This is a genomic window from Streptomyces sp. NPDC002742, from assembly GCF_042888885.1.
Classification (GTDB): domain Bacteria; phylum Actinomycetota; class Actinomycetes; order Streptomycetales; family Streptomycetaceae; genus Streptomyces.
In genome coordinates, this window is the sequence record NZ_JBIAQF010000011.1 from 308,564 (window position 1) to 321,878 (window position 13,315).

General features: G+C 70.7%; 9 protein-coding genes and 1 pseudogene. 4 read left to right on the forward strand and 6 right to left on the reverse strand.

The annotated features are described in order from the left end of the window. Positions 1 to 21: 21 nt before the first annotated feature. Complete coding sequence (locus tag ACFYW8_RS22115) at positions 22 to 2,964, reverse strand: FAD-binding and (Fe-S)-binding domain-containing protein (RefSeq protein ID WP_389078329.1); 2,943 nt, start codon at positions 2,962 to 2,964, stop codon at positions 22 to 24. A 273-nt stretch (positions 2,965 to 3,237) separates the two neighbouring features. After that, on the reverse strand, positions 3,238 to 3,693 hold the full coding sequence (locus tag ACFYW8_RS22120; RefSeq protein ID WP_389078332.1) for a MarR family winged helix-turn-helix transcriptional regulator: 456 nt from the start codon (positions 3,691 to 3,693) through the stop codon (positions 3,238 to 3,240). A 114-nt stretch (positions 3,694 to 3,807) separates the two neighbouring features. Between ACFYW8_RS22120 and ACFYW8_RS22125 the strand changes: the two genes are divergently transcribed. Together ACFYW8_RS22125 and mltG are read left to right on the forward strand one after the other, a co-directional pair. Continuing rightward, a complete protein-coding gene (locus ACFYW8_RS22125; RefSeq protein ID WP_389078337.1) occupies positions 3,808 to 5,607 on the forward strand; it encodes an ABC transporter ATP-binding protein in 1,800 nt (599 codons plus the stop codon). Positions 5,608 to 5,651: 44 nt separating this feature from the next. Beyond that, positions 5,652 to 6,488, forward strand: a pseudogene (gene mltG, locus ACFYW8_RS22130) (endolytic transglycosylase MltG); the annotation flags it as partial. Between the two features lie 198 nt (positions 6,489 to 6,686). Here mltG and ACFYW8_RS22135 read toward each other — a convergent pair. Further along, positions 6,687 to 7,775: an NAD(P)-binding domain-containing protein gene (locus ACFYW8_RS22135; protein WP_389078340.1), complete on the reverse strand. Its 1,089-nt coding sequence runs from the start codon at positions 7,773 to 7,775 to the stop codon at positions 6,687 to 6,689. A gap of 253 nt (positions 7,776 to 8,028) precedes the next feature. Here ACFYW8_RS22135 and ACFYW8_RS22140 point away from each other — a divergent pair, with 253 nt between their 5' ends. Further along, on the forward strand, positions 8,029 to 8,451 hold the full coding sequence (locus ACFYW8_RS22140; protein ID WP_365870326.1) for a secondary thiamine-phosphate synthase enzyme YjbQ: 423 nt from the start codon (positions 8,029 to 8,031) through the stop codon (positions 8,449 to 8,451). A 78-nt stretch (positions 8,452 to 8,529) separates the two neighbouring features. Here the strand turns inward: ACFYW8_RS22140 and ACFYW8_RS22145 are convergent, their stop codons facing one another. Beyond that, positions 8,530 to 8,772: a hypothetical protein gene (locus ACFYW8_RS22145; protein ID WP_389078346.1), complete on the reverse strand. Its 243-nt coding sequence runs from the start codon at positions 8,770 to 8,772 to the stop codon at positions 8,530 to 8,532. 156 nt (positions 8,773 to 8,928) lie between these two features. Between ACFYW8_RS22145 and ACFYW8_RS22150 the strand changes: the two genes are divergently transcribed. Then, positions 8,929 to 9,954: a ketoacyl-ACP synthase III family protein gene (locus ACFYW8_RS22150; protein WP_389078349.1), complete on the forward strand. Its 1,026-nt coding sequence runs from the start codon at positions 8,929 to 8,931 to the stop codon at positions 9,952 to 9,954. A gap of 69 nt (positions 9,955 to 10,023) precedes the next feature. Here ACFYW8_RS22150 and ACFYW8_RS22155 read toward each other — a convergent pair whose 3' ends face one another. Together ACFYW8_RS22155 and ACFYW8_RS22160 are read right to left on the reverse strand one after the other, a co-directional pair. Then, positions 10,024 to 11,733, reverse strand: a complete 1,710-nt coding sequence (locus tag ACFYW8_RS22155; protein WP_389078353.1) for a carbamoyltransferase N-terminal domain-containing protein — start codon at positions 11,731 to 11,733, stop codon at positions 10,024 to 10,026. A gap of 19 nt (positions 11,734 to 11,752) precedes the next feature. Further along, on the reverse strand, positions 11,753 to 13,303 hold the full coding sequence (locus ACFYW8_RS22160; protein ID WP_389078356.1) for an amino acid adenylation domain-containing protein: 1,551 nt from the start codon (positions 13,301 to 13,303) through the stop codon (positions 11,753 to 11,755). Positions 13,304 to 13,315 lie beyond the last annotated feature (12 nt).

Consider the following 13,315-nt stretch of genomic DNA (forward strand, 5'->3'; position numbering starts at 1 on the left):
CGGCGGGCCGACAGGTCCACATCAGGACCGGTCGGCCCGCCGGACGCCGGGGCGGGTCGCGTGCTCCAGCGCCAGCAGGGCGGAGTGGTAGCCGCGCCCCGTCGCGTGTTCCATGCCCACCTCGCACATGCGGTTGGCCGACAGATGCGCGTCGAAGTCGCGGGAGGCCACGAACGCCGCCTCCTTGCGGGTGGCCGACTCGGTGAGTTCCCTGTGGAGCATGCCGCGGTCGCCCGCGAACGCGCAGCACCCTGCGTCGTCCGGCACCACCACCTCGTCGGCGCACGCCTCGGCCACCGCGCGCAACTGTGCCTCGTCGTCCAAGTGCCGCATGGAGCAGGTCGGGTGAAGCACGGCGGAGCCGAGGGTACGGTGCACCGTGAGGTGGGGGAGAAGCTCCTCCGCGGCCCACACGAGCGAGTCGACGACCAGCAGCCCGGCATGCAACTCCCGGTTGTCGGCGGTCAGATACGGGACGACCTCCCGCGCGATGCCGAGCGTGCAGGACGAGGCGTCCACGACGAGCGGCAGTCTGCCGCCGGCGGTCCAGCCCCAGGCCGCCTCGACGATGCGGTTGGCCATCACGGCGTTGCCCGCGTCGTACCCCTTGGAGTGCCAGATCGTCGCGCAGCACGTCCCCGGCACATCGTCCGGGATCCATACCGGCTTTCCCGCGCGTGCGGAGACCGCGACGACGGCCTGCGCGAGCGACACGTCGCCGGGGCCGCCGAAGATGCGGTTGACGCAGGCCGGGTAGTAGACGGCGACCGCCCCCACGCGCGCGGTGTCGGGCATCGCGGAGTCGGCGGCTCCCGGCATCCGCGGCAGCCACTCGGGCACGAGATCGGGGCGAACGGCCTTGCGTACCGCGCGCGTCACGGCGTTCACCCGCCGGTCGCCGATCCGGTCCAGGACGGCGACGGCCAGCCGCGCGGAGCCTTCGAGCGCGCGGAAGTGCCGCGCGGCCAGCGCGGCCGCCTTCTCCTCGCGCGGCGAGTGCCGCGCGTGCCGGAACTCCTTCATCAAAGCGCCCGTGTCGATGCCGACCGGGCAGGCGAGCTTGCAGGTCGAGTCGCCCGCGCAGGTGTCCACGGCGTCGTATCCGTACGCTTCCAAGAGCCCCTTCTCGACCGGGGAGCCGCCGGGCTGGCGCATCATCTCCCGTCGCAGCACGATCCGTTGGCGCGGCGTGGTCGTCACGTCCTGGCTGGGACAGGTCGGTTCGCAGAAGCCGCATTCGATGCAGGGGTCGGCGATCGCCTCGACCCGCGGAATGGTCTTCAGGCCCCGCACGTGCGCGCGCGGGTCGCGGTCGAGCACGATCCGTGGTGCGAGCACTCCGTCCGGATCGATCAGCCGTTTCGTGCGCCACATCAACTCCGTTGCCCTGGGTCCCCATTCGAGCTCCAGGAAGGGCGCGATGTTGCGTCCGGTGGCGTGTTCCGCCTTCAGTGAGCCGTCGAAGCGTTCGACGGTGAGCCGGCAGAACGCGTCCATGAAGGCGGCGTACCGCTCCACGTCGGCGGCCCTGGACGCGTCGAAGGCCAGCAGGAAGTGCAGATTGCCGTGGGCGGCGTGGCCCGCGACGGCGGCGTCGAAGCCGTGCCGGGTCTGGAGTTCCAGCAGCCCCTCGCAGGCCTCGGCGAGCCGCTCGGGCGGCACCGCGAAGTCCTCCGTGATCAGAGTGGTGCCCGACGGACGCGCGCTGCCGACCGCCGTGACGAACGCCTTGCGGGCCTTCCAGTAGCCGGCGACGGTCCGCTGATCGCGGGTGAGGGAGTTCGTCACCGAGGGCACGGGCGACACCAGGGGCAGCCCGTCCAGCACCGCGCTGGCCTTCTCCTCGTAGGCCTCCTGCGCGGCCTCGTCGGGAGCGCGGAACTCCACGAGCAGCGCGGTCGTCGGGCCCGGCAGCCCGGCCCAGTCCCCGGGCACGCCCTCGACGCTCACCGAGGCGCGCAGGGTGTTGCCGTCCATCAGCTCGACGGCCGAGGCGCCCGCGGCGGTGAACAGGGGCACGGCGGCTGCCGCGGCCGGGAGTGAGCCGAAGAACAGCAGCGCGGCGGAGACCCGGCGGTCCAGGGGCAGGGTGTCGAAGACGACCTCCGAGATGAAGCCGAAGGTGCCCTCCGAGCCGACCATCAGGCCCCGCAGGATCTCGACGGGTGTCGCACCGTCGAGGAAGGCGTCCAGACGGTAGCCGTCGGTGTTCTTGATGGCGTACTTGGCGCGGATGCGGTCGACCAGCGCGGCGTCCGACTCGATCTCCGCCTTGAGCTCCATGAGCCCGGCGCACAGGGCCGGTTCCGCGTGCGCCAGGCGCTCGTCGGCGTCCGGTTCCGCCGTGTTCACGACCGTGCCGGTCGGCAGCACGAACGTGAGCGAGGCGAGGGTGACGTACGCGTTGCGCGTGGTGCCCGCCGTCATGCCGGACGCGTTGTTCGCGACCACGCCGCCGACCGTGCAGGCGATCGCGCTGGCCGGATCGGGACCGAGCACGCGCCCGTGCCGGGCGAGCGCCGCGTTGGCGCGGGCGACGGTCGTGCCCGGAGCGATCCGGATCCGGGCGCCGCCGTCCAGGACCTCCACCCCCGTCCAGTGCCGACGCACGTCGACGAGGATGTCCTCGCCCTGCGCCTGGCCGTTGAGCGAGGTCCCGGCCGCGCGGAACACCACCTCGCGGCCCTTGCCGTGCGCGTACGAGAGCACGGCCGAGACGTCGTCGATGTCCTCGGGGACCACGACGACCCGCGGCACGAAGCGGTATGGGCTCGCGTCGGAGGCGTACCGCACGAGGTCGGAGATCCCGGTCAGTACCTTGTCTGCTCCGAGCAGGGCGGTCAGGTCACCGCGCAACGGCTCGGGGGTGCCCCCGGCCCGGTCCTCGGGTACCCGGTCGGCCGCGGGGGCCCCGGGACGCCTGTCGGGCCGCAGTGCGTCGGGGTCGGGCTCCAGCAGGGGCATCGCGCACCACTCCTCACGGGGTCACCGAGCAGCGCTGCCCGGTCGGCTGCCTGCCGCAGGCGACCGGCGGCGGCAGACCGAGGCCCGCCGGCCGGCTGCTGGACGGCGGAGGTGCGCCGCGCTCAACCGGCCGGCGGCGGTGTCCGCCCCGAATCGCTTCGGCGGCATACACCGCGCCGAGCCCACGGCAAAGCGTTGCACCGCCCAGAGCCGTCCAGGCGGCGGCGTTCCGCGCCGAGCCGACTCGGTCGCGGCGTTCCGCCCCGAGCCGTCTCAGCAGCGGTACTCCGCCCTCGGCATGCCGTCCACCAAGGTGTCCAGCAGCCCGCCGAGTACCTTGCGCTGCTCGTCCGTCAATGGAGCCAGGATCTCCTCCGCGGCGCCGCGCCGCGCGCCGCGCAGCTCCCTCAGCGCCTCGCGACCCTCGTCCGTGACCTCGATCCGGATCACCCTGCGGTTGGTGGGATCGGGTGCCCGGCGCACCTTGCCGTTCGCCTCCAGGCCGTCGACCAGCGTGGTCACGGCCCGCGGCACCACTTCGAGGCGCTCCGCGAGATCGGCCATCCGGGGCGGTGAGCTGTAGTGCGCGAGCGTGCGCAGCAGCCGTGACTGCGCGGGGGTGATGCCCAGCTCGCGCTGCTCCAGATGGCGCTTCTGGATGCGGTGCACGCGGCGCGTCAGACGCAGCAGCTGCTCGGCGAGCAGGCCGTCGGCATCGGGGGTGGTCATACGGGAACAATATCAGGATGCCGTTCATTGTGAGTATAGGTAACAATGAGCTAGGCTCCGTCAGTCGTCGGATCCTCACCGATGTCCCAGTCGTCCCATTTTCCTAGGAGCCCATTGCGCCCCGACCAGCCGGCCTGGAGCCCGCCACCCGTCGACAAGGAACAGCCGCGGCAGGTGCGCCGCATCCTGAGCCTCTTCCGGCCCTACCGCGGCCGCCTCGCGATCGTCGGCGTCCTGGTGGGCGCCGCGTCCCTCGTGGGCGTCGCCACGCCCTTCCTGCTGAAGGCGATCCTGGACACCGCGATCCCCGAAGGGCGTACGGGTCTGCTGACCCTGCTCGCGCTCGGCATGATCCTGAGCGCCGTCCTGAGCGGCGTCTTCGGCGTCCTGCAGACCCTGATCTCCACGACCGTCGGCCAGCGCGTCATGCACGATCTGCGCACGGCGGTCTACGGCCGCCTGCAGCACATGTCGCTCGCCTTCTTCACCCGGACGCGCACGGGAGAGGTCCAGTCCCGCATCGCCAACGACATCGGCGGCATGCAGGCGACCGTCACCTCCACCGCCACCTCACTGGTCTCCAACCTCACCAGTGTGGTCGCCACCATCGTCGCGATGGTGGCCCTGGACTGGCGGCTGACCCTCGTCTCGCTGCTCCTGCTGCCGGCGTTCGTGTGGATCAGCCGCCGCGTCGGCAACGAACGCAAGAAGATCACCACCCAGCGTCAGAAGCAGATGGCGGCGATGGCCGCCACCGTCACCGAATCGCTCTCCGTCAGCGGCATCCTGCTCGGGCGCACCATGGGCCGGGCCGACTCACTGACGAAGTCGTTCGCGGAGGAGTCCGAGGGCCTCGTCGACCTCGAGGTGAGGTCGAACATGGCGGGACGCTGGCGCATGTCCGTCATCGGCATCGTCATGGCCGCCATGCCCGCCGTCATCTACTGGACCGCGGGCGTCGCCCTCCAACTCGGCGGCCCCTCGATATCGATCGGCACGCTCGTCGCCTTCGTCTCGCTCCAGCAGGGACTGTTCCGGCCGACGGTCAGCCTGCTGTCCACCGGTGTGCAGATCCAGACCTCGCTCGCGCTGTTCCAGCGCATCTTCGAGTACCTCGACCTGCCCATCGACATCACCGAGCCCGAAAGCCCCGTCCACCTCGACCAGGTCAAGGGCGAGATCCGCTTCGAGGACGTCGAGTTCCGCTACGACGACAAGGGCACCCCGATCCTCGACGGCATCGACATCACCGTCCCGGCCGGCGGCAGCCTCGCCGTCGTCGGACCGACCGGCTCCGGCAAGTCCACGCTCAGCTATCTGGTGCCACGGCTGTACGACGTCACTGGCGGGCGCGTGACGCTCGACGGGGTCGACGTCCGTGACCTCGACTTCGACACCCTCGCGCGCGCGATCGGCGTGGTCTCGCAGGAGACGTACCTCTTCCATGCCTCGGTCGCCGAGAACCTGCGCTTCGCCAAGCCGGACGCCACCGACGAGGAACTGCACGCGGCCGCCCGGGCGGCTCAGATCCACGACCACATCGCGTCGCTGCCCGACGGGTACGACACGGTCGTCGGCGAGCGCGGCCACCGGTTCTCCGGCGGCGAGAAGCAGCGCCTCGCCATCGCCCGCACGATCCTGCGCGATCCGCCCGTGCTGATCCTCGACGAGGCGACCAGCGCACTGGACACGCGTACGGAGCACGCCGTCCAGGAGGCGATCGACGCCCTGTCGGCCGACCGCACCACGCTCACCATCGCGCACCGGCTGTCCACGATCCGTAGCGCGGACCAGATCCTCGTCCTCGACTCGGGCCACGCGGTCGAGCGCGGCACGCACGAGGAACTGCTGGCCCAGGAGGGGCGCTACGCCGCGCTCGTCCACCGGGACGCCCAATTGGAGCCGACAAGATGACGATATGCCGGGTTTGCGGGCATTAGAGGGCTACCGTGCCCGTTATGCAGATGAACACTCCGCCACGGAGCACGATTCGACTGACGCGCCGGGGCCGGGCCGCCCTCATCGCGACCGGAGCCGTCGTGGCGGCCACCGCCGTGGCGGTACCGCTGCTGAGCATCGGGAACGGTGATGCGCGCCCGACGTCGCTCGTCATTCCGGAGGGCTGGCGCTCCGGACAGGTCTACGCGGCTGTCGACAAGGCTCTCCGGGTACCCGCCGGGACCACCAGGAAGTCCCTGGCCAAAGCCAACATCAAGCTGCCGAACGACGCCCGGGGCAATCCTGAGGGCTATCTCTTCCCGGCGACGTATCCGATCGGCGAGAAGTCGACTCCGGAGTCGATGCTGACGATCATGGTCGACACCGCGAACAAGAAGTTCGACGGAGCCCCGATCGCCGCGGGCGCCCAGCGCAACGCGATGAACGTCTACCAGGCGGTCACCATCGCGAGCATCGTGCAGGCGGAGGCTGCGACCAAGGCGGACATGGGCAAGGTGGCCCGGGTCATCCACAACCGCCTGGAGCGCGGGATGCCGTTGCAGATGGACTCCACCATCAACTACGCGCTGAACCGCTCCACCCTGAGTGCCAGCCAGGCCGACACGAGGCTCAACAGCCCGTACAACTCCTATCGGCGCATGGGCCTGCCTCCCACGCCGATCGCCAACCCCGGTGAGGACGCGATGAAGGTCGCGATCAACCCGCCCCCGGGCGACTGGCTGTACTTCGTCACGGTCAAGCCGGGCGACACCCGCTTCACGGCCAGTTACGAGGAACACCAGCGCGACGTGGCCGAGTTCGACCGGAACCACCGGAGCGCGTCCCCCGCGGCCTCGCCAACGGCTTCGCGAACGGCCTTGCCCACGGTGCCTCCGTCGGCCTTGCCCACGATTCCTCCGTCGGCCTCTCCCGCGCTCGCTCCCTCGGCCCCTCCCACCGTGTCTCCAGTGGCCTCTCCCACGGCTCCTCCGGTGGCTTCTCCCGAGGTCACGTCCACGGTCATTCCCACGAGCTGAGTGGCCCTGTGCGGGGCATCACACGGCGACCGGAGCGTCCGCCAGCAGTCGCCTGATGTCCCGTACGGCGGCCCGCCCGGCCCGGTTGGCGCCGATGGTGCTCGCCGACGGCCCGTAGCCGACCAGGTGGATCCGCGGATCGGCGACCGCGCGCGTCCCCTCCACGCGGATGCCTCCACCCCTCTCGCGCAGCCGCAGCGGGGCCAGATGGTCGATGGCGGCCCGGAAACCCGTCGCCCAGAGAATCACGTCGGCGTCCACGCGCCGCCCGTCCGCCCACTCCACGCCGTCCGGGGTGATCCGTTCGAACATCGGCCGCCGGTCCAGTACACCGTCGGCCAGCGCCTGCCGGATCGCGTCGTTCAGCGGCAGCCCGGTGACCGAGACCACGCTCCGGGGCGGAAGCCCCTGGCGGACCCGCTCCTCGACGAGCGCGACGGCGGCCCGGCCGAACTCCTCGGTGAAGGGGCCCTCGCGGAAGACCGGGGGGCGCCGGGTGACCCAGGTGGTCCCGGCCGCGTGGGCGGCGATCTCCATCAGGTGCTGGGTGCCCGAGGCGCCGCCGCCCACGACGACCACGCGCCGCCCGGCGAACCATTCCGGGCCCGGATACCGCGCCGTGTGCAACTGCCGCCCGCGGAAGGTCTCCTGACCCGGATAGCGAGGCCAGAACGGGCGGTCCCAGGTGCCCGTCGCGTTGATCAGCGTCCGGGTCGCCCACGTACCCTCGCTGGTCTCCACGAGCAGCCGTCCACCGGCGCCCTCCCGGACCGCCCTGACATCGACCGGCCTGCGTACCCGCAGGCCGAAGGCGCGCTCGTAGGCGTCGAAGTACTCCGAGACGACCTCGGAGGACGGGCGGGCGGGGTCGGCGCCCGTGAGGTCCATGCCGGGCAGGGAGTGCATCCCGTGCACCTTGCCGTACGTCAGCGACGGCCAGCGGAACTGCCAGGCTCCGCCGGGGTGCGGCGCGTGGTCGAGCACGACGAAGTCGCGCTCGGGCTCGAAGCCGGTGCGCCTCAGGTGGTAGGCGGCCGCCAGACCGGCCTGACCGGCGCCGATGACGACCACATCGACCTCACGCACGCTGACCCCGGTGTCGTTCACGCTTCTACCAACCGGACCGGGTTCCGGGATCTTCCCGTCGGACGCCGCACTGTGAGCCACGCGACGACCCCGCGGCGGGGACCGCTCGCGACGGGCCGACCACGCCGTCGCCCCGGGCCCCGGTGAGGTCCCGGCGGCACCGGGTGCGAGAGCCTGCGCCGCCCGTGACGTCCGTGGCGCGGCACGGGTACCGCACCACCTCGCGGAGGCCTCGATCGTGTGCGGAATCCGGCGCATGGGAGAGGATTGAGGCATGTCCGATGCCTTCAACACGCAGGTCCTGAACATCTCCTCCGGTACGTCGGAGACGGTCGTCGATCTCACCCGCGACTGCGAGGCCTTCCTCCGCGAGGTCGCGGCGGGCCGCGACGGTCTCCTGAACGTCTTCGTCCCCCACGCCACCGCCGGAATCGCCATCATCGAGACGGGCGCCGGCAGCGACGACGACCTCCTCACCACGCTGCACTCCCTGCTTCCCGCGGACGACCGCTGGCAGCACAGGCACGGCAGCCCCGGCCATGGCCGTGACCACGTCCTCCCGGCCATCGTCCCGCCGCACGCGACCCTGCCGGTGGTGGACGGAAGCCTGGAGCTGGGGACGTGGCAGTCGGTCTGCCTCGTGGACACGAATCGGGACAATGCCAACCGTCAGGTTCGGTTGAGCTTCCTGGGGTGACTTTCCTGTTCTCCCGGGAGCATTCTTTGCAGTCGGCGTCCGGGGCGTCGCAGCCGAAGGAGCCGGCCGCCGGGGAGATCAGACGCGGGTCGACGGCCAGGTGTCGTCCACCACCGCGTCGCCGCCGAGGCCGACGAGGCGGGGAAGCTGCTCGGCGACGGCGTGAAGGTTCACGGCGACCGGACGGTCCCGGGGGTGCGCGACGCCTTCCGGGCCGTCCACCGGGAGCGCACGCCCGGTGCCGACGACACCGCCGTCGGCACCGGGCTCGACTTGCCGGTGGCCGGCGGCCGCTGCGACAGGGGGTGCGCGATGGTGCACGACAGAGCGTGCCGTGGGTGCCTGCCCGGTGCATGAGGTCTCGCTGCCCGCCCCGGGCGGCTCTTGATCGTGGCGCGGCGGTGTCAGATGATCATCAGAGTTCCTTTCGGATCTTTGATCCTGTTGCCGTTACGCGTAAGGAAGTTGTCAGAACTCATGCGCTGGAACGAGATGTACATAGCGTCGACCGGAATCTGCCTTCCCGGCAGGGACAGTACGGCGGACGCGGTGGCCGAAGGCAGGTACGACGCGCAGGAGCAGGAGAAGAACGGCTACCTGTCCGTGAGCGTCGCGACGGACGAGTCGGCGGCCGACATGGCGGTGAGCGCGGCCCGGGTCGCGCTGGGGCGGGCGGGCAGCCGTGCGGAGGAGATCGCGCTCCTTCTGCACGCGAACTTCTACCACCAGGGAGTCGACCACTGGACCCCGGCCTCCTACATCCAGCAGCAGACCACCGGCGGCCGGGCCCCCGCCATCGAGCTGAAGCAGGCCTCGAACGGCGGTCTGGCCGGCCTCGTCCTCGCGCTTTCCTTCCTGGCCGCTCACGAGAGCGGTGCGGCGTTGGTCACCACCGCGGACAAGTTCTGCGCACCCACCTACGACCGCTACAACAGCGACAAGTGGATCGTGCTCGGTGACGGTGCCTCGGCCGCCGTCGTTTCCCGTGGATCGGGATTCGCCAAGGTCCTCTCGACAGCGATGGACTCGGATTCGACCCTGGAGGAGATGTACCGGGGGCCCTTCACCGATGCGAGTCACGGCGCGGACCTTCCGCTGGACCTGAGGACCCGCAAGAACGAGTACATGGAACGGGTCGGGCTCGCCGAGGTCGCGCTGAGGTCGAGCACGGGCCTGCTGAACGTCGTGAAGTCGGCCTTGGACGACGCGGAGCTGGAACTCGACCAGATCTCCCGGTTCGTCTTCCCGAACGTCGGCCAGGCGCTGATGCAGTGGGACTATCTGGACGCCTTCGGTATCGACGAGGCCCGCACCACCTGGGACTGGGGTCGGCAGGTCGGGCACATCGGGGCAGGTGACCAGTTCGGCGGCCTCAACCACCTGGTGGAGACCGGCCGGCTCGGCGTCGGCGACCGGGTGATGCTGGCGGGCAGCGGTATCGGCTTCAGCTGGAACTGTGCCGTCCTGGAGATCCAGGACGTACCGACGTGGGACGCCCGGTAGGGCGAGAGGGGTGGGAGGGGCGGGGGCGGAGAGAACTCCGCCCCCCGCCCCGCCGCACCGCTGGGCGGGTCAGCTGTCGCTGCCGCCGGCCACGTACAAGGTGTTCTCGCTCCACACCCGGCCGACACGACCCCACGCCATCACCGAGGCGACGTCGGGGAAGAAGCCCCGCCCGTTGTGGTTGGCGCTGGTGTTGCACAGGACCGGGATCCCGCTCAGCCGGTGGTACTCACGCAGAACCGCCTCGAGCACCGGGTCGTCCTCGCGGCTGACTGTCTGCAGACGTGCCGTGCCGTCCAAGTGCAGAACGGCGGGAATCCGGTCCGTCCACTCCTCACGGACCAGATGGTCGAAGAGCATGTGCGGGTCCGGTGTACCAGGATCGAAGATCGCCGGGGCGTGCTCGGTCAGGCAGATCGGCGCCACCGGGCGGTAACTCTCCCGGCCCTTCACCTCGTTGAGCAGGTCCTTCATGGCGGGGGAGGAGGCCGCCGCGAGAATGCTCCGGCCGCCGAGTGCCCGGGGGCCGAGCTCCGCGCGCCCGTTCAGGACGACGACCGGCTCGCCGGTCTCGTGCAGGACCCGGGCCAGCTCCTCGGGGCCGCAGGGCGTGGCCGTCCAGCCGGGCAGGGGCTGCGACTCGACCACGGCGGGCCCGCTGCGGGGGTGCCAGTCGATCCCCTTGATCCCCTCGACGGCCATCAGCCGGGCCGCGGCCGCACCGATGGCAGAACCCGAGTCGTTCGGGAAGGGCGGCACCCAGACGGCGCCGAACACCGGGTCGGCCCGCAGGGCGCTGTTCCACTTGATGTTGAGAGCGCAACCGCCGACGAAGCAGAGGTTCCATGGCCCTTCGCCCTTCCATGCGAGGACCTTGGCGACGACCCGCTCCAGCAGCAGGTCCTCCAAGAACTGGTGCAGGGAGGCGAGCACGTCCTCGTCCGCGTGGCCCCTTCCGTCGAGCCGGGCAGCCACGTTGCGGTAGAAGGCGTGGACGTAGTCCAGCGAGGGCTCGGAGTTGCTGCCCCAGCCGCCGATCGTTGCCCGGTACTCCTCGACGGCCGGGGTGTCCGCCTCGAAGCACTCGTGGAACGCGGCCGTGAGGGCGTCGACGATGTCCGGAACGACCTTCCCCAGGGCGATGTACGCCATGAGCTTTCCGGCGACCGAGAGATCGTCGACGGTCTTCGAGTCATCGGTGCGCCGGAACGGGCCGAAGTGGTGTGCCGCCGTCGCGTAGGCGTGCCCGATGAGGGGAAACGCCTCGCCGCCGTTCTCGACCCCCCGTTCGGGGTCCACGAAGTACAGCCGGGGGAACATGCCGCCGTCCCAGACCAGGACGAAGGAAGGCTGACGCTCCGCCGCGAAGGGACTGGAGGCGTACGCGCCGGCCAGGTGGCCGGTGGCATGGACGTAGCTGGTGTAGCTCAACTCCACTGCGCCGACGGAGAATTCGCCGCGGTGGCCGGGCTGCAGAAGGTTGCTGGTCAGCTCGGCCTCGCGGTAGGGGGCCAGGACGAGCTCGACCGGCTTCCCGTGGTCGGCGAGGGCGGTCCGGCCCTGGACCGACCCGTCCCAGCCGTCGATCACCCACTCGTCCACATCCGAGAGCTGGTAGCCGAAGTCCGAGAGCAGCTTCGGTACGACGTCGAGGTCGGACACCTCGCTGTAGCGGGGGTTGTTCTCCAGTTTCTCGATCTCGACGCTGAAGACCAGTCGGTCGCCGTCCAGCAGCGCGACCGCGCCGTCGTGGGTGAGCTTGAGGCCGCAGACAATCATGGTGAAATCCTCCGTGGAATTACCGGGGCCGGCCCGCAAGGTTCTTGCGGTCGATCTTCCCGTTCGCGTTGAGCGGCAGTGCGTCCTGGTGCGCGAAGCGGTTGGGCAGCATGTACAGCGGGAGCCTGCGCCGGATGAACTCCGTGAGATCCTTCGCCGGGATCTCCTGGCCCGTGTAGTAGGCCGCGAGGCTCAGGCCCAGCTCCGTCTGGAACGTCACGACCGCGGCCTCGCGGATCTCGGGGTGGGAGCGGAGCGCGGACTCGATGTCGCCGAGCTCGACCCGGTGTCCGCGGATCTTGATCTGGTCGTCGAGCCGGCCGACGAAGACCAGCTCGCCGTTCTCCTCTCTGACCCGGTCACCCGTGCGGTACCAGTGGCGGTCCGTCAGCGGAGCGCTGCCGTCGTACACCACGGCGGCCTCCCCCGGTTCCCACTCCAGGAAGCGGCCGATGTTGTCGGCGGGGTCGACATAGCCGTCGAAGCGCTGCCGTCCCCGGACACACAGCTCGCCCGTTCCGGCGGGCAGGCCGTCCTCCAGCACGACGTGTTCGAGGTGGGGCAGCACCCGGCCGATGGGCATGGCACCGTCCGAGGCGGGTTGACGCACCTCGCCGTTCTTCGCCACCGGCGTGGACGCGCACATCACCGACAACTCGGTGGGGCCGTAGGTGTTGTGCACCTCGCTGTGCGGTGCGGCGAGAGCCCACAGTTCGGCGTGCTCGGGCATCAAGCGCTCGCCGCCGAAAAGGACACAGGTCAAGGACGGGGTGGAGCCTGGCGGCAGGGAGCCCGTCCGTCCGGCGATGCCCGTGACCGACGGCACGGAGAACCAGTGGGTGAGCTGTTTGCGGTTCACGTAGTCGACGGGCCGCACGATGTCGCCGCGCTGCGGCACGATCAGGGCGCCCCCCGACACCCAGGCGACGAAGATCTCGTCGACCGAACAGTCGAACGTCAGCTCGCTGGTCTGGGAGAACCGGCTGCCGGGCCCGAAAGAGTACCGCTCGATCTTCCAGTCCACCATGCTCAGGATGTTGCGGTGCTTGACGGGCACGCCGCGCGGGCGTCCGGTCGAGCCGGAGGTGAACATGATGTACGCGATGCTGTCCTCGCCCGTCTCGGCGGCGGGGCGGGCCGGGACCGTCACGGACTCGCGGAGCTCGGCGGCCAGGACATCGGTGAGCGTCAGGGTGGACAGTTCGTGTTCCCGGGCCAGCTCGGCGGCCGCGGTCGAGCCGCCCTCGTCGGCCAGCACGAAGTCCAGCCCGGTCGCCCGGACGACCTCCAGATTGCGGGCCTGCGGGACCTTCGGGCTCATCGGGACGACCGCGGCCCCGAGCCGCAGTGCGGCCAGGTAGCCGGCGTAGGCGGCGAGACTGCGTGAGGCCATCAGGCCCACCCGGGTCGGGGCGGCCCCGTGCGTCTCGGCCATGAGATCGGCCAGCAGCCCGACGACCCGGTCGAGCTCGGTGTACGTGAGTGCGCGTTCCTGGACGTCCAGCGCGGTCAGATCGGGGTGGCGGGCCACGGTGGCGCTGAACCGGCCGAACAGCGTTGACGACGGCATGATGTGATCACT